At 71.7% G+C, this 22,914-nt stretch carries 17 protein-coding genes; 11 read left to right on the top strand and 6 right to left on the bottom strand.

Features of this window, described 5'->3' with window-relative positions; all coding sequences use genetic code 11:
• Positions 1–152: 152 nt before the first annotated feature.
• The 4 genes from DN051_RS03500 to DN051_RS47730 all read right to left on the bottom strand — a co-directional run bounded on the left by DN051_RS03500 (position 153) and on the right by DN051_RS47730 (position 7,057).
• Entirely contained in the window at positions 153–1,409 is a 1,257-nt protein-coding gene (locus tag DN051_RS03500) for a S8 family serine peptidase (protein WP_112437943.1), read from the bottom strand.
• Positions 1,406–4,720 (bottom strand): right-handed parallel beta-helix repeat-containing protein, encoded by a 3,315-nt coding sequence (locus DN051_RS03495; RefSeq protein ID WP_112437942.1) that lies wholly within the window; start codon positions 4,718–4,720, stop codon positions 1,406–1,408. The genes DN051_RS03500 and DN051_RS03495 overlap by 4 nt, the downstream gene beginning before the upstream one ends.
• 142 nt (positions 4,721–4,862) lie before the next feature.
• Positions 4,863–6,179, bottom strand: coding sequence for an RICIN domain-containing protein (locus DN051_RS03490; RefSeq protein ID WP_199314875.1), 1,317 nt, complete (start codon positions 6,177–6,179; stop codon positions 4,863–4,865).
• Complete coding sequence (locus tag DN051_RS47730; protein WP_112442018.1) at positions 6,176–7,057, bottom strand: type VII secretion system-associated protein; 882 nt, start codon at positions 7,055–7,057, stop codon at positions 6,176–6,178. Before DN051_RS47730 ends, DN051_RS03490 begins: the two co-directional genes overlap by 4 nt.
• Positions 7,058–8,024: 967 nt before the next feature.
• On the opposite strand from DN051_RS47730, the gene DN051_RS47515 reads away from it, so the two are divergent.
• From DN051_RS47515 to DN051_RS03470, 3 genes are all read left to right on the top strand, one after another.
• Entirely contained in the window at positions 8,025–8,762 is a 738-nt protein-coding gene (locus DN051_RS47515) for a mannose-binding protein (RefSeq protein WP_342781529.1), read from the top strand.
• 94 nt (positions 8,763–8,856) lie between these two features.
• A complete protein-coding gene (locus tag DN051_RS03475; RefSeq protein WP_053756879.1) occupies positions 8,857–9,267 on the top strand; it encodes a VOC family protein in 411 nt (136 codons plus the stop codon).
• Between the two features lie 157 nt (positions 9,268–9,424).
• On the top strand, positions 9,425–10,060 hold the full coding sequence (locus DN051_RS03470; RefSeq protein ID WP_112442016.1) for a VOC family protein: 636 nt from the start codon (positions 9,425–9,427) through the stop codon (positions 10,058–10,060).
• A gap of 52 nt (positions 10,061–10,112) precedes the next feature.
• On the opposite strand, the gene DN051_RS03465 is transcribed toward DN051_RS03470, so the two are convergent.
• Both DN051_RS03465 and DN051_RS03460 read right to left on the bottom strand, forming a co-directional pair.
• Positions 10,113–10,880 (bottom strand): hypothetical protein, encoded by a 768-nt coding sequence (locus DN051_RS03465; RefSeq protein WP_112437940.1) that lies wholly within the window; start codon positions 10,878–10,880, stop codon positions 10,113–10,115.
• A 189-nt stretch (positions 10,881–11,069) separates the two neighbouring features.
• Positions 11,070–11,714 (bottom strand): DNA alkylation repair protein, encoded by a 645-nt coding sequence (locus DN051_RS03460; RefSeq protein ID WP_199314971.1) that lies wholly within the window; start codon positions 11,712–11,714, stop codon positions 11,070–11,072.
• Between the two features lie 339 nt (positions 11,715–12,053).
• Here DN051_RS03460 and DN051_RS03450 point away from each other — a divergent pair, with 339 nt between their 5' ends.
• The 8 genes from DN051_RS03450 to DN051_RS03410 all read left to right on the top strand — a co-directional run bounded on the left by DN051_RS03450 (position 12,054) and on the right by DN051_RS03410 (position 22,807).
• Positions 12,054–12,950, top strand: coding sequence for a PP2C family protein-serine/threonine phosphatase (locus tag DN051_RS03450; protein ID WP_112437937.1), 897 nt, complete (start codon positions 12,054–12,056; stop codon positions 12,948–12,950).
• 227 nt (positions 12,951–13,177) lie between these two features.
• Positions 13,178–13,342 (top strand): 50S ribosomal protein L33, encoded by a 165-nt coding sequence (rpmG, locus tag DN051_RS03445; RefSeq protein WP_053756874.1) that lies wholly within the window; start codon positions 13,178–13,180, stop codon positions 13,340–13,342.
• 302 nt (positions 13,343–13,644) lie between these two features.
• Positions 13,645–13,767 (top strand): type B 50S ribosomal protein L36, encoded by a 123-nt coding sequence (ykgO, locus tag DN051_RS03440; RefSeq protein ID WP_053756873.1) that lies wholly within the window; start codon positions 13,645–13,647, stop codon positions 13,765–13,767.
• A gap of 151 nt (positions 13,768–13,918) precedes the next feature.
• A complete protein-coding gene (locus DN051_RS03435) occupies positions 13,919–14,587 on the top strand; it encodes an ArsR/SmtB family transcription factor (protein WP_112437936.1) in 669 nt (222 codons plus the stop codon).
• Positions 14,584–15,942 (top strand): MFS transporter, encoded by a 1,359-nt coding sequence (locus tag DN051_RS03430; protein ID WP_246040901.1) that lies wholly within the window; start codon positions 14,584–14,586, stop codon positions 15,940–15,942. Before DN051_RS03435 ends, DN051_RS03430 begins: the two co-directional genes overlap by 4 nt.
• Before the next feature lie 509 nt (positions 15,943–16,451).
• Complete coding sequence (locus tag DN051_RS03420; RefSeq protein WP_053756869.1) at positions 16,452–17,192, top strand: peptidoglycan recognition protein family protein; 741 nt, start codon at positions 16,452–16,454, stop codon at positions 17,190–17,192.
• Between the two features lie 78 nt (positions 17,193–17,270).
• Positions 17,271–18,851, top strand: a complete 1,581-nt coding sequence (locus tag DN051_RS03415) for a glycoside hydrolase family 10-like protein (protein ID WP_112437934.1) — start codon at positions 17,271–17,273, stop codon at positions 18,849–18,851.
• 272 nt (positions 18,852–19,123) lie between these two features.
• Complete coding sequence (locus tag DN051_RS03410; RefSeq protein WP_162624827.1) at positions 19,124–22,807, top strand: S8 family serine peptidase; 3,684 nt, start codon at positions 19,124–19,126, stop codon at positions 22,805–22,807.
• Positions 22,808–22,914 lie beyond the last annotated feature (107 nt).

The following is a 22,914-nucleotide window of genomic DNA, read 5'->3' as shown; positions in this document are numbered from 1 at the left end:
GAACACGACAACGAAGAACGCGCGCCGACGACCAGCGGGGGCCACCTGAAGTGGCCCCCGTTCGGGTCAGAAGCGGTTCCGGTCGGAGCGGGTGACCGGCCCGACTCCCGTAGCCACGGGTGGCCGGTCGCCTCGGTCCCCCGGATCTCAGCTCACTGCCTGCCCGCCGCTCCCGTTTCTGCTTCGGCCTCCGCCGGACGCCAGCCGCGGGCACGGGCCCGGGGGAGGGCGAAGGCGGCCCAGAGGACGGCGAGGACGGCGGAGGTGCCGAGCAGGACGAAGAGCAGGGCGCGGTTCGTGGCACGGTCGCCGGCGGAGGTGTCCCGCACGGTGACGGGACCGGCGGCGCGATCGACCCCGGTAGAACCGGTGGAGTCGTCGAGGACGGTGGTGACGGCCGCGTAGGGGTCCAGTTGGGGGATGTAGGCGGGGTAGGCGCTGCCGGTCAGACGTCGCAGTACGGCGGTGGCGGGTTCGTCCGGGTGGGCGGCGCGGACGACGGCGGCGGCCCCGGCGGCGTAGGCGGTGGCCGCCGAGGCGCCACCGCCGAGGTAGTGGCCGGCCCCGCGCGGACCGCCGGAGACCACCGCGGCGCCGGGAGCGACCAGGTCGATGCCGTCGGTGGGCAGGGAACCCTTCGGGCGGGTGCCGCCGGGGACCATGTCGGCGACCGAGAGGACGCCGGGTTCACCGGCGGGCCAGTAGGTCCGGGAGGGGATCTTGTCGGTGCCGCCCCGGGGCGGGTCGGGAGTGGCCGCGGCGATCACGACGGCGCCCGAGCGCTGGGCCTCGGCGACCGCACGGCTCAGTGCCGCGTCACGACGTGGCACGGCCACCGCGACCGCGATCACGTCGGCCCCGGCCTCGGTCGCCTCGCGCAGTGCCTCCGTGACCAGGGCGGCGCCGGCCGCACCACGTGTGTCGGTGCCGCGCAGGGCCAGGATCCTCGCACCCGGTGCGACTCCGGCGAGACGAGGGCTGCCCCCGCCGGTACCGGCGATCAGCCCGGCCAGGAACGTGCCGTGCCCCACGCAGTCGTCACCGGCCGCGCCCCGGGCGGTGACCCGGCCGCTGAGCCCCACGGCGTCGGGCGCCACGCCGCTGCCGATCAGGGCGACCGTCACACCGGCACCGGTGCCGTGCCGGCGCAGCCGGTCCAGATCGAGGCGGTGGCGGGACCAGTCCTGCTTCTTCGCCGTCGCACGGGAGGCGGGGGTGCAGACCGCCTGCTCGGCGCGCGGATCGAGCGCCGAGGGCATCCCGGGCAGTTCCTGGCCCTGCTGCCCGTCTGCCGCAGGGGTACGCGACAGGGGCGCAGCCTGGGCCGCGGCGGACGCGGGCAGCAGCAGGGAGGCGGCGAGGCCTGCGCCGGACAGCAGGCGGGCGACCCCGCGGGCACGCGCCTTCATCGGGGAGCCGCCTTCGGGGCCGTGGCCACGTCCTCAGGTAGGAGGATGCGCAGGTCGTCCAAGGTGGGCGCGGCCAGCGAACTGAGCCGTCCGGCCTGGCGGGTGACCATCGACTCGACCACCTGACGGGCCAGTCGGGCGTTGCCGAACGACCGGTCCCGGGGCAGCGAGTCGAAGTACTCCTTGAGCAGCGGGCCGGTGCCGGGCCCGCACTCGTAGCCCATGCTCGCGGACTGGGCGCGCACGATCGTGACCAGTTCCTCGGAGGAGTAGTCGGCGAAGGCGATCCGCCGCGGGAAACGGGAGGAGAGGCCCGGGTTGGAGGCGAGGAAGCGCTCCATCTCGTCGGTGTAGCCGGCGACGATCACGACCACCTCGTCGCGGTGGTCCTCCATCAGCTTCAGCAGGGTGTCCACCGCCTCCTGGCCGAAGTCGGCGCCGCCGCCCTGCGGGGTGAGGGTGTAGGCCTCGTCGATGAACAGGACGCCGCCGCGGGCCCGTTCGAAGACCTCGCGGGTGAGCTGGGCGGTGTGGCCGATGTAGCGGCCGACCAGGTCGGCCCGGGCCGCCTCGACCAACTGGCCCCGCCCGAGGATGCCCAGCTGGGCCAGGATCTGCCCGTAGAGACGGGCGACGGTGGTCTTGCCGGTGCCGGGCGGGCCCGTGAACACCAGGTGGTGGCTGAGCGAGGGCACCGGCAGTCCGGCGGCGGCCCGGTGGCGGGCCGTGGTGATGAGGTTGACCAGACCCGTGACGTCGCGCTTCACCTCGGTGAGGCCGATCATGTCGCCCAGGCGGGTCAGCGGGTCGTCCTCGGGGACGGAGGTCTCGGCGGCCTTCGCTGCGGCGGTCACGGAGACGTCCTCCGGCAGCAGCAGCCGCAGATCGTGCTCTCCCACCTGCGCCTGGGCGGCAAGCCGTACCGCCTGTCTGTCCACCATCTCCTCGAACACCCCGCGGGCGGCACGGCCGTTGCCGAAGCCGGCGTCCCGCGGCATCGCCTCGAAGTGCGCGGCCAGCGCCGCCGCGGTGCCCTCAGCCAGCTCGTACTGGTGCTGGTTGCACATGTTCTCCATGATCGCGACCAGTTCGGGCACGGAGTAGTTCTCGAACTCGACGGTCCGTGAGAATCGGGAGGCGAGACCGGGGTTGGAGCCGAGGAACGAATCCATCTCCCGGGAGTAGCCGGCCGCGACCACCACCACGTCGTCGCGGTGGTCCTCCATCAGTTTCAGCAGGGTGTCCACGGCCTCGCGGCCGAAGTCGGCACCGCCGTTGCCGCTGTCGGCGGCCAGCGTGTACGCCTCGTCGACGAACAGGACGCCGCCGAGCGCCCGCTGGAAGGTCTCCGTGGTCTTGATCGCGGTACCGCCGACGACCTGCGCGACCAGGTCGGCGCGTGAGACCTCCACCAGGTGTCCGCTGCGCAGCGACCCCAGTTCGGCCAGGATCGCCCCGTAGAGGCGGGCGACGGTGGTCTTGCCGGTGCCGGGGGGTCCCGCGAAGATCAGGTGCCGGCTCATCGGCGGGGCTGCCATTCCGAGCTGTTCACGGCGCTGGGCCAGCTGGGTCAGGTTGACCAGGGTGCGTACCTGCTGCTTGACGTTCTCCAGGCCGATCAGCGCGTTGAGGGCGCCGAGCGGGCCGTCCGCGCGGTCCGGCGGGGGCGCGTCCGCGGCGCCGGATCCGGCCGGGTCGGTGTTCTCGGCGCTGCCGGTGCCCCAGGCGTCCCGCTTGCCGTTGCCGACGCTGTTCAGGCCCTCCACGGCGAGCCGTTCTCCGGGCGCGGTCTGCACGAGTCCGCCGCCCTCGTTCTCCCGGGCGAGGCAGTTCACGAGCGAGACCGGCGCGGTCGACTCGATCCGGAAGCCGTCCTGCGCGCCGCCGGTGACCTCGCAGCCGCTGAGCGAGGCGAGCGCACCCTCGTGCAGCAGGAAGCCGTGGCCCTGCGCGGCGTGCACCGCCGTGCGGTTCGCGGTCAGCTCGCCCCCCGCGGCGACCACCACACCGTCCTCACCGGACATCTCCACGCGGAAGTCCCGGACGGTGACGTTGCCGCCGTCCTCCACGACCAGACCGCTGGTCGCGGTGTCGGAGACACCGCCGCCGGCCAGGTACAGCGTGCTTCCCGAGCCCACGCGCACGCCAGCGCCCTTCGGCCGGACGATCTCGCAGTCCTCCACGCGACCGCGGGCGTCCTTGACGGCCGCGATGCCGTCGCCGGCGGGCTCCACCAGCCGGGCCCGGCGCAGCAGCGGGTTCGCGCCGCCGCGGACCGCGATCGCGGGCGAGCCGCCGATCACCTCCAGGCGGTCCAGCTCCGGCGCGGAGTCCTCCTCCAGGAGCAGCGCCGTCCGCTCGCAGTCACGGACCGTCAGACCGGTCAGCGCCGGGGACGCCGCCCCGGCGACCCGTAGCGCCGCGCCCTGCGCGCCGTCCACCCAGCAGTCCTCGAAGGTGCCCCGCGCCCGGTCCGTGACCAGCACACCGTGGCCGCGGGCCCGCGAGACGCGGCAGCGGCGCAGCACCGGGTCGGTGCCGCCGGCCAGCGCGATCCCGTTGCCGGACGCCCCGGTGACCCGGACGTCCTCCAGCGTCGTACGGCCCGCGCTGCTCAGGTGCACACCGGTGCTGGTGTCGTGCACCACGGTGCGGACCACGGACAGGGCGCAGTTCTCCTCCAGGGCGAGGGAGGGCTTGTCCGTGGAGGAGATGTCGCAGTCCTCGACGAGGCCGCGGGCCTCGCCGTTGGCGAGCAGGCCGTTGCCGCGGGCGTCGCGCACCGTGCAGTCCCGGATACGTGCCTCGCCCTGCTCGGCGAGGACCAGGCCGCTGGTGCCCAGGTGCTCCAGCGTGCAGGACTCCACGGTGGTCGGCGTGGTCGAGGTCACCACGATGCCCGCGCCCTGCGGGTTGCTCACCCGGCAGTCCCGCAGCGCGAGGGAACCCGTTCCCCCGGCGAGCATCGCGGTCCAGGCGGCACCGACGACCTCGCAGCCGTCGAGGGCGGCCTGCCCGCGGCGCACGTCCACGGCCGGCAGCTCGGCGTCGCCGCCCCGCAAGGTCAGTTCGGCGAGCATCACGGCGTCGGCGCGCAGCGTGACCACGCTGCCCGTGCGCGGCCGGACCTCGACCGTGCCCCGCCCCTCGGCGGCGGTGAGGGTGACCCTGGTGTTGATCACCAGGTTCTCCGCGTACGTCCCGGGCCGGACGCTGATCAGCGCACCGGTACGGGCAGCCGCGAGTGCCTCACCGATCGTCCGGTAGCGGTCCCGGTCCCCGGAACCGACCGTCAGTACCTGGCGCGACACGCACCAACCTCCTTGCCTCGGTGGCGTCTTCAGCGGGCGCCCCCCTGAGCCGGGGCGCATGTCGGCGAGCCGACGGAGCCATCATGCCTCGCCCTGCGGACACGCGGCTGCCGAGGGCGGTGCTCCCGTCAGGGGCGTCCGGTCAGACGCTCCACTTCTGGTTGTCGGTGCCCGCGCAGCTCCACAGTTGCAGCCAGGCGCCGTTGCCGCGGTTGTTGTCCTTGATGTCGACGCACTTGCCGACGACGGTGTTCACCAGGTCGTGGCGGTCGTTGAGGGTGAACTGCTGGGCGGCGTTGCCGTTGCACCAGGCGATCTGGATGGGGGAGCCGTTGTTGAAGTTCGCGTTGGCGACGTCCAGGCACTTGTCCTTGATGCGGATGGTGCCGTCGGAGGCGAACCGCCACTTCTGCGCCGCGCCGTTGTTGCAGTCCCACACGAACAGCTTCTGGCCGTCGCTGAAGTCGCCCGCCGGTACGTCGACGCAGCGACCGGAGAGATGACTGCGGAAGGAGACGGGGGCACTGAAGGTCACGCCCGAACCGGTCTTCGCGGGCTCGGCGTCGTCACCGCCGGACGACGTCTTCTGGCCGCCGGAGGGCTCCTTGTCGGTCTGCTTCTTCGGCTGTTCCTGCTGGTCGGCGCCGCCGTCGGTGCGGCTGCCCTGACCGGCGTCCTGCTTCGTGGAGGTCCCGCCCGTGTCCCGTGCCGGGATGCCCGCGGGGGCCTTCCGGGCGGGCTTGCCGGGCTTGGCGGACTCCTTCTCGGCCGAGCCCGAGGAGCCGGCCTCGGGCTCGGTCACCACGAACTCGCCCGGCGCGTCCTGCGATCCGCCGCCGAGCACGGTTCCGCCGGCAGGGGTCGCCTTGGCGTCCTTGTCGTCGTTCCCGGCGAGCACCAGGAACGGCACCGACACGAGCAGCGCTCCCGCGACCGCAGCCCCGGCCAGCATCGCCTTGCCCGGCCGCCCCACCGGTCCGCTCTGCTGCTGCGGCCGGTCGATCGCGGTCGCGGTCATGGTCCGTACGAGCGAGGGCAGCCGGCTCTTGGCCGCCGCTGCCGCACCGGGGTCGGCCTCGGTCTCGGACCGGTTGGCGGGGGCGGACTCGGTCTCCGGTCGCGTGACCGGGGTGTTTCCGGCCTCGGACCGCGTGTCAGGGGCGGTACCGGATTCGGGCCGGGGAGCGGACGCGGTTCCGGACTCGGGGCCGGTCTCGGGCTCCGTCGCTTCGTCTTCCCCGGCCTCCTGGCCCGCCCCGGAAACCGGCGTACGGGGCCGGGCGGCCACCGGACCACCGGACGTGGCCGCCGCCTTCGTCTCTGCCGGCTCGGAGTTGAGGCCGGGCCCGGACTCGGCGCGAGTGGTGGCCACGGCGGTTGCCGCCGTCTTCTCGCCGTCGGAACCGGACTCCGCGCCGTCCTCCGAGGGAGCGGGGGTTTGCTGGGCCGAGCGCGTCACGAGGTCCTCCCTGTGCTGTGGGTCCAGGGTTGAGCAGAGCTGTCTGTTCGGTCCGCGGAGGAGGCCGGAGCCGGGGCACCGGTGTCCGTCGCGCCGGTGGGGGTGTCGGCCGTTGCTGCGGTAAGGATGCTGGTGCCTGTCGTTTCGGTGGGGGTGCTGGTGCCCGTCGCCGTAGTGTCCGCCGCGAGCGCCGCGTCGTCGCTCACCCCGCCCGCTCCACCGAGCAGACGGTCCGCGGGAACGAGCAGGGGCGCCGCCGCCGCGGCGTTGACCAGCAGCATGCTGCCGGGACCGCTCAGTGATCGCGCCAACTCCTGCGCCGGCAGGGTGTCATGGTGAAGCGTCGAGGACATGAACTCGTGTGCCGGGGAGGTGAACAACAGCACCACCGGCGCACCGTCCCGCCCGGCGGCAGTGAGGGGCCCGCCGTGCGGACCACGTACCACGGTGATCTCCGCCTCCGCGAGCGCCGCCAGGGCCTCGTCCACCGAGCCGTAGCCGGTGGCCGCCCGCTGCGCCGCGGCGTCCACCGGGTCGGAGGGCTCGGGCCAGCCGAGGACACGGGCCGAGGGCCGGTAGGCCGGATTGCCGCGGAACTCGCCGACATCCCCGCTGTCGTCCGACTGCCATTCGCCCAGCACCGCCCACTCCGGCGGCGTCCCCTCGTCGGTCCACTCCGGGTCCACCATCCCGATCCAGTGCCCCGGCGCCCGGCGGGCCGCGGCTCGTACGGCCTCGGGTATGTCGGGTGTCTCGGGGGCGTCGGCGGCCTCGGTGGTGTCGGAGGCAGGTGCCTCATGACCGACGGTCGGGAGGGAGGTACCGGACGCCGCGGACAGGGCGCCATGCCGGTCCTCTTGCCGTTCTCCGGGCCGCATCTCCACCTGAACTCTTCGGTTCCGTACGAATCCTGGGGTGCCCAACGGCACGCGCACACACCGACATTGATCAAGCCGGGGAGCCAACAGGATGCCACACCGGCCCCAGGCGTGGGCCTTCGCCAGAGGTCTGTTTCGGCCGATTGCAGGCCAGTTCGCTGCGCGGGCGGAGAACTTTCCGGGAGCAGTGAGGACGCGGCCGGACAAAGCGATGGGGTGGTTCACCCGGGGTGAGCGGCTGACACCCGCACGACCGGCTAGGTTGGGTGCACCATCGGCTCCTCGGTCACACCTGTCACATGGCCGGACGTCCCGGGCACAGCCGTACGGCAAGACCCCCAGCTCGGAACGACGTCGCACCAGCCCTGGGCCGTCACCGCGCCGGGGCACGCGGAGCTCGATGTCCGGACCGAGTCGACACCGGCTCCACGCAAGACGCTCCCAACACCAATGTTTGTGACGGTCGTTGGGCCCGGCTGCCGCGCGGAGCCCCCACCCGTCACCGACAGCTCCGCCACCGAGGAGGAGTCACCGAATGTCGCCCGAGCACCACACCCCTGGCGAAAACGCGGAACCGGCCGCCGCCCCCAGCGGAGAGAGGGCCGGGCCCGCGCCCGCGTCCCCCACCTCGACCGAGGAGCCGCCGAGCCCGGTCGCGACCGCCGAGACGGAGCCGGGTGGCACGGCGTCCGGGCGGCGTGTTGCTGCGGGGGCGCGGCCGGGTGCCGCTCCGGCCGCGTCGGAGGTGGTCGCGGAGGCGGAGTCCGATTCGGAACCGGGAGGCGCGGCGTCCGGGGAGGCCGTTGCTCCGGAGGCGGTTACGGCCTCGTCCGGCGAGGCACCGGTCGAGGAAGGGCAGGAGGGTGCACCGGCGTCCGGGGAACCCGCTGCCGCGGAGGGGGAGTCCGGTGCTGCCGGACCCCCGGCTGCCGCCCGTACCACCGAGGCGCCCGAGGCAGGACTCGGTGTGGCGGCGGCCGTCGGGACGGCGCCACCCGAGACCGGGACCGGCACCGGCGTCGACCGCGGACGGCCACGCAAGCCGGTCCTGGCGGCGGCCGCGATCGCCGGCGTCGTCCTGGTCGCCGTACCGCTGCTGATGGCCGGCGGCGCGAAGGACGAGGAGCCCCGAGGCTCGGGCAAGGGCCTGACGACTGGATCCGACACCGTGCTGAACGCGGAGTCCGCGCCCGCCGCCCCCGACGACTACGTGGCCGCGAAGCCCAGCGCCTCCCCGAGCGACGACAAGGCGAAGAAGACCGAGGCCCCGCCCGCGTCCGTACCCGCTGCTCCCGCCGCGCCTCGGCCCAGTACGAGCAGCCCGGCCCCGAAGAAGCCCAAGGCCGGACCCGAGCCCACGCCGAAGGCGACCCCGAAGCCGGACTGGAGCACCGAGACGGTCTTCGCGACCAGCGTCCTGGAGGTCAACCAGGCCTGGACCACCAACCGCATCCGCATGGTCATGCAGACCGACGGCAACCTCGTCGTCTACAACGAGCAGGGCAAACCCGTCTGGGCGTCCATGACCTTCGGGGAGAACCACCGGGCGATCTTCCAGACCGACGGCAACCTCGTCATCCACAACGCCGCCGACCGTCCCATCTGGGCGTCGAGGAGTCATGGCAACGAGGGCGCCCAGCTCGTCCTCAGATCCGATGCCGAGGTGGTCATCGTGCACAACGGCAGGGTCGTCTGGTCGACCTGACACCCGGCGGTGACCGTGCACGAGAAACGTCCTGGTGTGTCCCGGTCGAGGAATGGGGAAGCGCGCGGCACGAGTCGGTTCTAGCCTGATCGCCATGGACATCACCATTCATACGTGTGCCCTGCCCCACGACGACCCGGACGCGTCGCTCGCCTTCTACCGCGACGTCCTCGGCTTCGAAGTCCGCAGCGACGTCGGCCAGGGCAAGATGCGCTGGATCACCGTCGGGCCGGCCGGTCAGCCCGGCACGTCCATCCTGCTGGCGCCGCCGGCCGCGGACCCGGGGGTCACCGAGGACGAGCGCCGCACCATCACCGAGATGATGGCCAAGGGCACCTACGGCTGGATCCTGCTGGCCACCCGCGACCTCGACGCCACCTTCGAGAAGGTGCAGGCCGGTGACACCGAGGTCGTCCAGGAGCCGACCGAGCAGCCGTACGGCATCCGCGACTGTGCCTTGCGCGACCCGGCGGGCAATATGGTCCGCATCCAGGAGCTTCGCTGAGACACGCGGCACACCCGGTGTCCCCGAGGTGTGCCGCGCGGTCGGCTGTGCGTCGCCGGAGACGTTCAGGACCCGCTGCGGCGATCCGGTCGGCATGCCGTCCGGGGCGATCGGTCAGGAATCGAGAAGCCCCGGCCACCGAGCGACTCCTAACGTGATGGTCATGGCAACCACCGCATCGACCGCAGCCGCTGTGTCCATCACGTCCGTCACCCTCGAGGTGCCCGACCCCGAGGCCGCCGCTCGCTTCTACACCGCCTTCGGAGTGAACACGTACATTCGCCTGCGGGCCTCCGAAGCACCCTCCACCGGATTCCGGGGCTTCACCCTGGCGCTCACGGTGTCCCGGCCGGCCACCGTCGACAGCTTCCTCGGCGCGGCCGTGGACGCCGGCGCCACCGTGCTGAAGCCCGCCGCGAAGTCGCTGTGGGGCTACGGCGGTGTCGTCCAGGCACCGGACGGGACGATCTGGAAGGCCGCGACCCCGGAGAAGAAGGACACCGGCCCGGCGACCGGGGAGATCGACGAGATCGTCCTCCTGCTCGGCGTCGAGGACGTGAAGGCCGGCAAGCAGTTCTACGTCGACCGGGGCCTGGCCGTCGCCAGGAGCTTCGGCGGAAAGTACGCCGAATTCGCCTCCGACGAGTCCAGCCCGGTCAAGCTGGCTCTGTACAAGCGCCGCGGCCTGGCCAAGGACCTCGGCGTCCCCGCCGACGGCACCGGCTCGCGCCGCATCGTCGTCGGCAGCACCGCGGGCCCCTTCACCGACCCGGACGGATACGTCTGGGAGTGAACGAGGGGCACGCCCCAGGCCCAGGGATACCGTGCCGCGGCTGCTGCCCCGCTCACCCCGAGGCCGGTGCTCCGTCGACCGCGTCGGTGGAGCGCAGCAGCCGCAGGAACGCCTTCACGCCCGTGATGATCTCCTGGTTGTCGGTGAGGCGGTTGACGGTGGACTCGAACTCCCGCCCCAGCGCGGTGATTCTGCGGTCCGCCTCTTCGGCCCGCTCGTACGTGCTCATGCCCAGGGCGTCCACGGCACGGCGCAGTTCGGCGAGGGCTCGGTACTGTTCCTCCGCCTTCTCCTCCAGGACGCGCGTTCCGGCCTCGGCGCGCTTCAACCGGGCGTGCAGCTCGACAACATCGTCCCGTGGATAGGTGACATCCTTGAGAAGGGTTCCCAGGCGACGCCGGAGCTGGCCGAAATAGGCGCCGGCCGGCCGGAAGAGGGTGCTCAACAGGAAGAACGCGGCGAACCAGTAACCGGTGAAATCACCGGTCGCCCAGGTGACCGCGACGACGACGGCCGCTGTCAGGACGTGGCCGGCGATCGCCGCCCGGAGCATCATGCGGGCGATACGCGCCGCTTCGGCGTCCCGGGCGGGGGAGACTTTCATCCCCTTCTCGCGGCTCGTCGCGATCTCGCTGAGCACCGCATGCGCCCGGAAGTAGAGGTTCCAGGGCACGGTGAGCAGGAGCAACAGCCACAGAAGGCTCAGTACACCTGCCCCGACGGCGAAGACGACCGTCGGCGGCGCCCCGGCCATGTAGGCGAAGACCAATGCCGCGCCCGCCGCCATGACGGCCACCACCCCCACGAGAAACCTGCCCATGCCCCCGCCTCCTGTCGCGTACGCTGTCCCGGCCCATCGTCCCCGGCCAGGTGCCGGCCGGCATGAGTAGGCGTACTCAGGGGTGGCTGCGGGCGCCGTCGTGGTGCGGCGTTCATGGGGGCACGGCGCCGTCGGCCGAGACCCTTCACCGACGCGGGACCGACAAGGGACCGGCGCGGGCAGGTCCCGCTACTTGTCCTGCTGCCTGCGCACCATCTCGGTGATCCAGACGGGCGCGAAGGGAGACGTGCAGCCCGGCGACGTCGGGTAGTCCCTTAGGACTTCCAGTCGCTCACCGATGCCGATCGCACGCGTGCGGTACCCGGCCTGCTCGATCCCGATCTGAGCCAGGCAGTGGTTCATCGCCCATTGCAGGCGCTCCGGGGCGTCCTTCATCTCCGACTCGATGATGTCGAGCAGTCCCGCGAGGTCCAGGCCCTCGGGCTTCTTCGCCACGCGTTCCGTGGTCAGCGCCCAGCCGGCACTCGCGACCACCGGATCCGGATCGGCGAACCAGGCCGAGCGCAGTTCCTCGGAGTGCGGGTTCTTCTTGACCACGTAGTTCACGAGCCAGTCGTGCACCTTGGGTGTGCGCGCCTCGCGCAGCATGGTGTCCAGCTCGTCACGCTCGAACGCCTTGGGGCGGCAGATCAGGAGGGCCAGCAGCCTCGCCGCGGTGTCGTCCGTCGCCCAGAGACCCCGCGCGAGTTCCTGCTGCGTCTTGAGCCGCTTCGCGAGCGCGCGCAGCTTGGTGAGGTTCACACCGTGATCGTCACCGTGCTTCTCGTTCACCTGGCGCATCTTCGGGTCCTCGAGTGCGGCCAGCTCGGCCATCACTTCGGACACCGTCGTCGCTGTCAGCGTCGTTTCCGCCACCTCGGCCTCCCGTCCGTCACCTGCGAGATCCTACGACGGATGCCGGTTTCCGTCGTCGGCCGGTGCTGCCTCAGCCGCCTCGTGCGGGTGGATCACCACCGTTCCGCGCGCGGGACGGAAGCGGGGCATGACCGATTTCGAGGACTTGTCGGCCATGCGGTAGCGGACGCGGTTGCCGGACCCGGGGGAGGGTGAAGGCACATCGAACACGACACGTCTCGATGGACTCACGTACCCCGTCCGATCTCAGCAGTACCCGAGCACCGCTCCCGGTGCGAGGGAAGAAGGTGACTCGACATGTATGCGCACCGTTCCGCGACCGCCTCCGCTCCGCACACGACGGTGCACTGGATCGGTCACCTGGCCTCACTCATGGGGGCTTCACTGCTCACCCTCGTCTTCTGCCGGTCGCACGAGCGCAGTCACCGGGAGACGAGCCGGCTGCGAGCGATCTCCCAGGCGGCGCAGCGCGTCGTGCTCCGGCCGCTTCCCCGCCGTATCGCGGATCTGAGGATCGGCTCCGTCTACCGGGCCGCCGACCCTCTGGCCGAGGTCGGCGGCGATCTGTACGCGGTCGCGAGGACCCCGAACGGCACCCGGTTCCTCATCGGTGATGTGAAAGGCAAGGGGATCGCGGCGTTGGACGGCACAGCGGCGGTGCTGGGAGCGTTCCGTGAGGCGGCGCACCAGCACGCCAGCCTGCCCGAGTTGGCCGCGGCGCTGGAGGTGAGCGTCCGGCGTCATGTGGCGGAGGCCGCGCAGTCCGACGCGGACGCGGCGGAGCGCTTCATCACGGCCCTGCTCGTCGAGTTCCCGGCCGGTGGCTGCGTCATGAGGTCCGTCAGCTGCGGACATCCCCTGCCGCTGTTCGTGCGCGGCAACCGCGTCACCGCGCTGAGGGGGAGCAGGCCCGCGCCGCCGCTCGGCCTGGCGGGTGTCGACCCCGAGGCGTATCGGCAGGACACGTTCCGGTACGCGCCGGGTGACGCGTTCTTGCTGTACACCGACGGTCTCGCCGAGGCCAGGGACGGCGCCGGAGCGTTCTACTCGGTCACCGAACGCGACATCGCCTGGCGTACGGCCGCTGATCCGCAGGTCTTGCTCCAGCAGGTTCAGGACGACCTGCTCCGTCATACGCAGGGCCGCCTGAACGACGACGTGGCACTCGTGGCCGTGCACGCGGCGGATTGCTGAGGCCGGGGAGTGCGGGCCCCGCTCGGGTGACACCGGGCCGCGGCCGGGGATCGAGAACCGGGCGCCGCCACCGGCGCGAGCGGAGACCGGCCCGATGCCGGAACGTACTGCGGTCGTCACTCACCGAGAGCGGCGAGCGGCGGGAATGCGGTGGGGGCGGGCGATGTTGTGGGAGATGTCTGACATGCAAGAGTCAATCGACTCGGTGGTGGAAGGAGCAGCACCTCATGGCACGCAGTACGACGCGTCCTGTCGTCCGCCTGAAGTCCACGGCCGGTACGGGTGTCACCTACGTGACCCGCAAGAGCCGTCTGAACGATCCCGACCGGCTGGTCCTGCGCAAGTACGACCCGGTCGCCGGCGAGCACGTCCTCTTCCGCGAAGAGCGATGACCCCTCGCCTTCGCCGCCCGGCGGTGAAGGTCACGAAGTGCGACACCGTATGAGCCACGGCCGACACGCCGTGTCCCGCCTGGAGACGTCCGCGCCCGCAGGGTCGGGTGACCGGCTCTCGCCCGGCTCCAGGGATCCGATCTCGACACCGCTGTCGCGTCGACGCTCGACGCCCGTCCCGACAGCTGCCTCGCTCGCCGAGGGCGTCGTGGGACCCGTGGAGCCCTCGGAGCGGCGCTCTCGTCGCTCCCGTCCGCCACGCCGACGGCGGACCGATTTCGATTCCGAAGAAGGAGACCACCATGAAGGTGCGTAATTCGCTGCGCTCTTTGAAGGACAAGCCCGGTGCGCAGGTGGTGCGTCGTCGCGGCGTGACGTTCGTGATCAACAAGAAGGACCCGCGCTTCAAGGCCCGTCAGGGCTGACGGCCACCACGGTTCCAGCGGGCCCGGCACCGCGTCGGCGGTGTCGGGCAGAACCGGCCCCCGAACGGTTTCGGACCCCCAACAGTTCTTCGCAAAGACTTCTTCGCGAAGAAGTCTTTGCGAAGAACTGTTGGGGGTCTACAGTCGCGCCATGGCTGACTCAAAGGCGGGACGCGATGACCCGCAGGTCGAAGCAGACACGGTTGTTCTCGATGCCAAGGGGCTGCGTGCCCTGGCGCACCCCGTACGCGTGCAGTTGGTCGGACTGCTCCGGAAGCACGGCCCGTCGACGGCCACCCGCCTCGCGGAGCGGCTCGGCGTGAACTCCGGTACGGCCAGCTATCACCTGCGTCAGCTCGGCGCTGCCGGCTTCGTCGAGGAGGACGTGGAACGCGGCAACGCGAGAGAGCGCTGGTGGCGCGCGGTTCACCGGACGACGGAGCTGAGCGACCGGGACCTGGCCGATCGAGAGCCCGAGGCCACACTCGCCTACCTCCAGTCCGTCGCCGCGATCTACACCCTTCGCACGCAGCGCACCCTCAATGAGCTGGGGACGATGCCCCGCGCGTGGCGGGACACCTTCGACATGAGCGACTGCGCCCTGCGGCTCACGCCCGAAGAAGCCGTCGCGCTGCGCCAGGAGCTGAGGGCGGTCGTCACCCGCTACCGGAGAGACACCCCGGAGGAGGCGGCGCGTGCCCCCGAGGGAGCCGAGCGCATCGCCGTGATCACGCAGCTCCTGCCCGAACTGGACGCCCCCACCGCGGCGTCGGAGACCTCCCCCGGTCCTGAGGCGCCGACAGGTGCGGACGCGCCGTGACGAAGGGTGTCCCGGACGCCGATCACGGTGCCGGAAACCGGTCCTTACGGCCGCTCGTCGGCGTACTGGCGGCCATGGCCGTGTCCCTGAGCGGCACCCGCGTCTCGGCCGTCGCCCTGCCCTGGTTCGTGCTCGTCACGACCGGCAGCGCCACCCGGACCGGACTCGTGGCCTTCTGCGAGATGACTCCCTATGTCGTGCTCAAGGCGCTCACCGGGCCACTGGTGGACCGCATCGGCCCGCGTTCCGTTTCCTGGACCACCGACCTGGCCAGCGCGAGTGCCGCCGCCGCGGTTCCGTTGTTGCACGCGCTGAACATGCTGTCCCTGCCTGTACTGCTGGCCCTCGTCGCACTGATCGGAGCGTCCCGAGGACCTGGTGATCTCGCCAAGGAGGTCATGGTCCCGGAGGCCGCCGAGCGCGGCGGGGTGCCGCTGGAGCGCGCCACCGGTCTGACCGGTGTGACCGAGCGGCTGGCCTCCACCATCGGTCCTGCGGCCGGCGGTTCGCTGGTGGCGCTGGCCGGCCCCCTGACCGGACTCCTCGTCAACGCGAGCTGCTTCGCCCTCGGATCGGTGATCATCGGGCTGGCGCTGCCGCGAGGCCTGGGGCGCGCTGTCGAGGAAGCTCCGTCACAGGGCGAGCCGGGTCCCGGCTACTGGCGACGGTTCCGGGAGGGCTTCACCTTCCTGCGGGGCGAGCCGTTGCTGCTGACCGTCATCGTCATGGTCGGGATCACCAACCTGCTGGACGCGGGGATCGCCAGCGTGCTCATGCCCGTCTGGGCGGAAGAGTCCGGCAACGGGCCCACCGCGATCGGTCTGATGGGCAGCGCCATGGGAGCGGCGGCGGTCGTCGGCAGCCTGATCGCCGCCGTGGCCGCGCACCGTCTGCCGCGCCGGGCCGTGTTCTTCACCGGGTTCCTGCTGGCCGGGGCACCGAGATTCCTGGTCCTCGCCCTCGACGCGCCGATGGCGCCGGTTCTGCTCGTCTTCGCGCTCAGTGGATTCGGTGCGGGCTTCATCAACCCGGTGCTCGGGGCCGTCCTGTTCGAGCGGGTGCCGCGCCGGATGCTCGGCCGGGTCAACGCGCTCGGGGACTCGCTGGCCTGGGCCGGCATCCCTCTCGGCGGGTTGATCGCCGGGGCTGCGGTGGCGTCCGTAGGACTCGTTCCGGTTCTGCTGGCCGGCGGAGCCACCTACTTCCTCACCACGACCCTGGCGGGGCTGAGGCGAGAATGGCGCGACATGGGCGGCCGTCCTGGGCGAGGCGTCCGCAAGCGCCCACCCCGACAGCGCTCTCAGCAGACGACCGGCGCGGACGCCACCGTTCCGTACAGCCGCCGACATTCGTGACCCCACGGCGCAGCCGGGCTGCGCAGGATGCATGCACCATGTCGCCTCGGTGCCTGTGCCGCGGCACCAGGCACGGTGGCGGACCGCGCAGCCACGCGCCGCGGCAGGGGGGCCGCACCTTCCGGTCGCCCGAACGCACATCACTCCCCATCGCTCCGCCACAACTGCCTTGCCGCCGAACGCATTCGGACACAACACAACCTTGACGAGCACCTGTCAACGCTTGACAATCACTCCACTTCACTCCTGTTTGGAGGACCGTTGACTCAACGCCCCTCTCGCCGCGCGACGCTGATGGCGGCAGCCGCCGGTGCGCTCGCTCTGCCCGTCATATGTTCCGGACCCGCGCGGGCCGCCACCGCCCTCCCGTCGGACCGCCGTGAACTCCCCATCGTCACGCACCCCCGCCACCCCGGCGCCGTCTACGGAGCCGCGGCGGCGCGCAGCGCCCATGCCGAACCGCTCAACGCCACCGTCGGTTGCGCCCTGGGCCGAGGAGGGCGGAGCTGATGGCCACGTTCGTCACCCGCTCCCAGTGGGGCGCCCGGGCGCCCATCAGCGTCGGCAACAACATCACCCCCGCGCAGGGCGGCGTGGTCGTCCATCACGTCGACGCGGTCAAGGTGGCCAAGGCCAACCATGCCGACTGCGCCGCCCAGGTGCGCGGCATCCAGAACTACCACATGGACTCCAACGGCTGGTCGGACATCGCCTACAGCCACCTCGCCTGCGTCCACGGCTACCTCTTCCAGGGCCGCGGCGAGCATGTCCGCACCGCCGCCCAGGGCACCACGCAGGGCAACGACGACTGGTACGCGGTATGCGCGCTGACCGGCGGCACCAGCAGCAACTACGACACCATCACCGCCGGACTCATCGACGCCGTCCGCTACGGGATCAACCGCCTGCGGGTGTCGGGCGGCGCCGCGCAGGCCATCACCGGCCACCGGGACCATCACGCGACCGCCTGCCCGGGCAACCTGTACTCCCGGGTGCTCAGCGGTGAGGTCAATCCGGGCGGCGGACCTCTGCCGTACCCCGGAGTCAGCTTCCGTCAGCCTCCCACCTTCGAACACGCCAGCGTCGCGACCTGGCAGTACCGGATGAACAGCGCGCACGGCTATTCCCTCTCCGTGGACGGCCAGTACGGACCGGGCTCCGACTCCGCCTGCCGCAACTTCCAGGCGGCCAGGGGCCTGAGCGTGGACGGCATCGTGGGGCCGGCCACCTGGGGCGCCACGTTCGCCTAGGAACAGCCGGGGCCCGCCACCTTCTCCATCCCCCGTACGTACGCCCGTAGCCGACGAACTACACAGGGGACACACCACATGCGCTTGTCTCGCGTACTCACCACCCTGGCGGCGGGCCTCGGCCTGCTCCTCGGCGCGCTCACGGCGCCGCCCGCCCGCGCCGACGACGGAGCGGCCGCTCCGGCCCAGTGGCGCAGCTACTGGGTGGACGCGTTCAACGCGGGCATCTACACACCCGCACAGGTCGCGACGCTGGTCGACGACGCGTTGGACGTCAACGCCAATGCTCTGATCGTGCAGACGGCCCGGCGCTACGACTGCTTCTGCAACAACGCCCTGTACCCGCGCACCGACGCCGCGATCGCCCCGGCGCCCTACGATCCGCTGGCGGAGATCGTCCGGCAGGGACACGCCGCCGGACTCCAGGTGCACGCCTGGGTCAACGTCAACACCATGTGGAACAGCGCCACTCCGCCCCGTTCCCCGGACCACGTCTTCAACCAGCACGGCCCGGGCGCGACCGGCTCCGACCGCTGGCTCAACAAGAAGGCCAACGGCCAGGAACTGGTGGGCGCCAACGCCTATGTCGACCCGGGCCACCCGGCAGCCGTCGACTACATCGTCCGCGGCGTCCAGAGCATCGTCCGCAACTACGACGTGGACGGTATCAACCTCGACTACGTCCGCTACCCCGACGGCAGTTCCACCACCACGCACAGCGACTGGGGCTACAACGACGTGTCCGTGGCCCGCTTCCAGCGAGCGACAGGCCGCACGGACGTACCCCTCCCGTCCGACGCGGCCTGGAGCGACTGGCGACGCAGCCAGGTCACCGGTCTGGTCCGCAAGATCTACCTGGGTATCTGGCAGGTCGACCCGCGGGCCCGGCTGTCCATGGACGCCATCACCTACGGACACGGGCCGCAGGCGGTCGGCGGCTGGCAGGCCACACGCACCTACGCCGAGGTCCTCCAGGACTGGGCGGGGTGGCTGGACGAGGGAATCATGGACACCGCCGTGACCATGAACTACAAGCGCAACTGGAATCCGGACCAGGCGCTGATGTTCTCCGAATGGTCCGAGTTCCTGGCCGACCACCAGGGCGAACGGCAGGCCGTCAACGGACCCGCGCTGTACCTGAACAGCGTCGCCGACTCGCTCAGCCAGGTCAGGGAGGCTCTGCGGCCCAGCGCGGCGGGCAACACGGCGGCCGGCTGGAGCGGTTACTCGTACGCCGGTCCCAGCCAGGATGTGGCGGCCAACGGCCTGGCGGCCGAGCGGGCCAAGCTGGTGCAGGCGCTGACGCAGGGCGAGGACGCGCCGTTCAGGGACGAAGCGGTGGTGCCCGGAATGCCGTGGAAGTCGGCTCCCCGGGACGGGCACGTGACGGGCACCCTCACGCTCCGGGGCGGCGGCCCACTGGACCAGGTGCCGGTGACGCTCGACCCGCTCACCCCCCGTGGCGAGGAGACCACGCGGCTCAGCGACGGTTCGGGCTGGTTCGGCTTCGCCCATGTGGAACCGGGCGTGTACCTCCTCACCCTGAAACTGCCGGAGGGTGTGATCGGTGCTCCGGTGACCGTGGTGGAGGTGGGCAAGGGCCGTATCGCCAAGCCGGTGTTCGCGCCGTTCCTCGAAGTGCCGAACGCAGGGTCGTAGGGCACTGCGGCAGCCTCGCGGGGGTGCTGTCGGTCGGCCGGTCGAACATGACCGACCGGCCGGCAGCCAAGGCGAGGAAGGCAACCGCTGGGTAGTCCCTTTTGGGTGGGCGGCGTCCGATCTGTAGGCCTGGTCAAGACCACAACACGCATGCGTAAATGCACCGTTGGTGTCATCGCCAACACGTTGTGACCAATGGTTTGTCGACCTGACCGAGGATGCGTGTGAGACCCCATACACCAGCGCGGCAGCGCCTGCCCCTTCTTGTGGCTGTGACGGCGTTGCTGACAGTTGTTCCCCCGGCAGCGGCCGGCGACCGAGACAACTCCCCGCCGGGCGGCACGGTCATGGCCGACGCCGGTTCCTTCGGCTCCAGCCCGCGGACCGTCACCCTGATCACCGGTGACCGCGTCACGGTCACCCCCGGCGGCTCCGGCCCGGCGACCGTGACGGTGGCGGGCGCGAACGGGGGCCGGGCGGACGCACGCGTCACCACCCGGGACGGCGACGTCTACGTCTTTCCCGCGGTGGCCGAACGGCATGTGGCCGCCGACCTCCTCGACGAGGCACTGTTCAACGTCACACGGCTCGTCGCCGACGGCTACGACGACTCCCGCTCGCGGGGACTGCCCGTCATCCTGAGCTACTCCTCGGACTCCCTGCGCAAGAAGGACCTGGCGTCCCTGCCGGAGGGCGCCACCGGTGCGCGGTCATTGACCAGTATCAACAGCACCGCGGTGAAGGAGAGCCACGACGATGCCGCCCGGTTCTGGGCCGACCTCACCGGCGCGGCCGACGCGAAGTCCGGTGCGGCAAGGGCCGCCGAGCAGGCACCGGCCCTGAACGGCGGGGTCGAGAAGGTCTGGCTGGATGCCAAGATCACCGCCGACCTGGAGTCGAGTGTCGCGCAGATCGGCGCCCCCGACGTGTGGCAGCGCGGAAACACCGGCCAGGGCGTGGACGTGGCCGTCCTCGACACCGGCTACGACACCGGACACCCGGATCTCGCGGGCGTCGTCGCCTCCTCGCGCAGTTTTGTCCCCGACGAGGACGTCGTGGACCGCAACGGCCACGGCACCCATGTCGCCTCCACCATCGCCGGCAGCGGCGCCGCCTCCGACGGCAAGGAGAAGGGCGTCGCGCCCGGTGTCCGACTGCACGTGGGCAAGGTGCTGGGCAACAGCGGTTCCGGCGACTTCTCCATGGCCATCGCCGGAATGGAATGGGCGGCCCGCGAGACCGGGGCGCGGGTGATCAGCATGAGCCTCGGCGGGTCGTTCCCGTCGGACGGAACCGACCCGATGAGCCAGGCCGTGGACGCGCTCAGCGCCGAGACAGGTGCACTGTTCACCGTTGCCGCGGGCAACGACGGGCCCGGCGCGTCCACCGTCGCGGCACCGGGCGCGGCGGACTCGGCGCTGACCGTCGGCGCCGTCGACGCGCAGGACGCGATGGCCGCGTTCTCCAGCCGCGGCCCCCGCTTCCGGGACGACGCGATCAAGCCCGAGATCACCGCGCCCGGCGTCGGCATCCTCGCGGCCCGTTCGCAGTACGCCACCTTCGGCAGCGGCTCCTACGCCTCGCTGAACGGCACCTCGATGGCCACCCCGCACGTCGCCGGTGCCGCCGCGCTCGTGGCCGCCCGCCATCCGGACTGGAACGGTGCCCGGATCAAGGACGCCCTTGTCAGCACGGCCACGGCGACGCCCGCCAACGCGGCGGACGAGGGTGGCAACGGACGGGTGGACGCCGCCGCGGCGGCCGGTACGGACCTGGTGGCCACCGGGACCTCGGACGCCGGCATCCACTCCCTGGGCGGAGCGCCGGGGGAGACCGTGACGCGCCGGGTCGAGTGGGCCAACAACGCCGACCGGGACGTCACCGTCTCCCTGCGGGTCGACGCACCCGACGCGCCGCAGGGCCTGTTCACCGTCGCCGACCGTGTGATCACCGTGCCCGCGAAGGGCACCGCGGCCACCACGGTCACCACCGTCCTCGACCACGCCCCGGCCGGCTCCCGCTTCACCGGGCAGCTCACGGGACTGGTGGACGGCAAGACCGTCACACGGACCCTGCTCGCCGTCAGCACCCGCGAGGAGATGCACCACCTGCGCGTGCACGTCCAGGGCCGCGACGGCGAACCGCTGTCCGACCTCCTGTACCTCCAGCGCAAGGGCGACCCGTACCCCATGGCAGGTGCGACCGACGCGCAGGGCGACATCGACATGGTGGTGCCGAACGGCACCTACACGGTGTGGATGTGGGGCACCGTCCGGGGCACGCACGGTGCCTCCTCACTCGGCCAGGCACTGCTGGTCAGGACCGGTGTCGAGGTCGGCGGCTCGGACACCGAGGTCACCCTCGACGGCACCGGGCTCCGACAGACCGAGATCGTCACTCCCCGGACCACCGAGGCCGCGCACATCCGTACCGACTTCAGCCAGTCCTTCAAGGACGGCTCACCGGCCGTCAGCGACACCACGATCACCGGTACCCAGTACGACAGCCTGTGGGCGCTGCCCGCCGGCAAGCCCGCCGGCGGTGATCTGCTGTACACCGTCCGCGCGCGGCAGGAACAGCCGCTGCTGAGCCTGTCCTCGGGCTCCCAGGTGTTCGACGACCTGTGGTTGCAGCCGTGGTCGGCGCGGCCCGAGGAGCGCACCCGCACCCTGCCGGCGGTCTTCGCCGGTGACGGCAAGCCGGAGGAGTACCAGGCGGCCGGCGCGCGCGGCAAGGTGGCCGTCGTCCGCCACGCGGGCGAGGCTCAGGTGGTGGCCGCGGAGAAGGCGGGCGTGGCCATGCTGGTCCAGGTCAACAAGCAGGACGGGCGACTGTTCGAGATCGGGGACCGCACTCCTCTGGTCGTCGCCGGTCTCTCCCGGACCGAGGGCGAGACCCTGATCAGCCGGATCCGGAACAGCGGTTCGGGTTCGGTGCCGCTGCGGATCGTCGGTCACTCCGAGACCGAGTACCTCTACGACCTGGTCCGCACCTGGCGAGGTGGCATCCCCCAGACCCGGCGCTACGCACCCGAGCAGCGTGAACTCGCCCGGGTCGACGTCGAGTTCCGCAACGCGCCCGGCCACGGCGTGATGGAGAACCGCTTCGACATCCAGCCCTATCAGGTCTTCCGGCTGGACAGCCAGCGGGTGTCGACCGCGGGCACGCACCGCACCGACTGGGTCACCGCGGCCCCCGACGCCACCTGGCGGGAAGAGGCCTACGAGGCCGGCACCTCGTTCCAGCACTCCGGTCACGTCGGCTACCCGGCGGGACGTACCACGGACGTGCAGTGGTTCGGTCCGATCGAGCATCCCCGGCTGAACGAGAGCCAGGACCTGCCGCGGCGTTCGGGCAACACCGTGTCGGGACTCATATCCGCCTTCGGTGACGGCGGTCGCAACCACGCCGGAACCCTGGGCCCGGGCACCACGACGCAGGCCATCGAGGTCCGTCGGGACGGGACGCTGCTCAACCGTGCCGAGGGAAACTGGCTGGACGCCGAACTCCCCGCCTCCACCGGCCACTACAGGCTGGTGACCACCACGGAGCGCACCGAGGGGCACCCGTACTCCATCGCCACCCGCACCGAGTGGGGCTTCTCCTCGAGCGCCCCGCAGGCCGGGACGAAGCAGGCGCTCCCGCTGGTGCAGTTGGACTACGCCCTCCCCACCTCGGCCGACGGGTCGGCGCGGCGTGACGCCGAACTCGTCGTGACACCGTCGCACATCAAGGGTGTGTCGTCAGCCCGGGTCGGCACCGACACGGTGGAGTTGTCCTACGACGACGGCCGGACCTGGCACCGTGCCGAGTTGCGTGACGCTGAGGACGGTGCCGTACGCGTCGAGCTGGACGCGCCGCGCCGTGCCGGCTTCCTGTCCCTGCGGGTCCGTGCCTCGGACACGAAGGGCAACACCGTGACGCAGACCGTCATCCGGGCGACCGGCCTCGACTGATCGGTCGACACCGCAGGGCCGCGGTATCCGGCAGCGGCCGGCGCGGCCGTACGGCAAGGTCCGGCCGCGGCGAGAGCATCTCGCCGCGGCCGGACCCCTGTGTCGGA

This window comes from Streptomyces cadmiisoli, from assembly GCF_003261055.1.
Taxonomy (GTDB): Bacteria; Actinomycetota; Actinomycetes; order Streptomycetales; family Streptomycetaceae; genus Streptomyces; species Streptomyces cadmiisoli.
Note: the sequence above shows the minus strand (reverse complement) of the source record. Positions and strands in the feature narration are given on the sequence as shown.

Excerpts from the sequence above, each read along its gene's own strand:
- DN051_RS03415 (WP_112437934.1), top strand. The coding sequence starts at position 17,271 with ATGCGCTTGTCTCGCGTACTCACCACCCTGGCGGCGGGCCTCGGCCTG.
- DN051_RS03475 (WP_053756879.1), top strand. The coding sequence starts at position 8,857 with ATGGACATCACCATTCATACGTGTGCCCTGCCCCACGACGACCCGGAC.
- DN051_RS03470 (WP_112442016.1), top strand. The coding sequence starts at position 9,425 with ATGGTCATGGCAACCACCGCATCGACCGCAGCCGCTGTGTCCATCACG.
- DN051_RS47730 (WP_112442018.1), bottom strand. The coding sequence starts at position 7,057 with ATGCGGCCCGGAGAACGGCAAGAGGACCGGCATGGCGCCCTGTCCGCG.
- DN051_RS03420 (WP_053756869.1), top strand. The coding sequence starts at position 16,452 with ATGGCCACGTTCGTCACCCGCTCCCAGTGGGGCGCCCGGGCGCCCATC.
- DN051_RS03460 (WP_199314971.1), bottom strand. The coding sequence starts at position 11,714 with ATGGCCGAGCTGGCCGCACTCGAGGACCCGAAGATGCGCCAGGTGAAC.
- DN051_RS03500 (WP_112437943.1), bottom strand. The coding sequence starts at position 1,409 with ATGAAGGCGCGTGCCCGCGGGGTCGCCCGCCTGCTGTCCGGCGCAGGC.
- DN051_RS03465 (WP_112437940.1), bottom strand. The coding sequence starts at position 10,880 with ATGGGCAGGTTTCTCGTGGGGGTGGTGGCCGTCATGGCGGCGGGCGCG.
- ykgO (WP_053756873.1), top strand. The coding sequence starts at position 13,645 with ATGAAGGTGCGTAATTCGCTGCGCTCTTTGAAGGACAAGCCCGGTGCG.
- DN051_RS03435 (WP_112437936.1), top strand. The coding sequence starts at position 13,919 with ATGGCTGACTCAAAGGCGGGACGCGATGACCCGCAGGTCGAAGCAGAC.
- DN051_RS03450 (WP_112437937.1), top strand. The coding sequence starts at position 12,054 with ATGTATGCGCACCGTTCCGCGACCGCCTCCGCTCCGCACACGACGGTG.
- rpmG (WP_053756874.1), top strand. The coding sequence starts at position 13,178 with ATGGCACGCAGTACGACGCGTCCTGTCGTCCGCCTGAAGTCCACGGCC.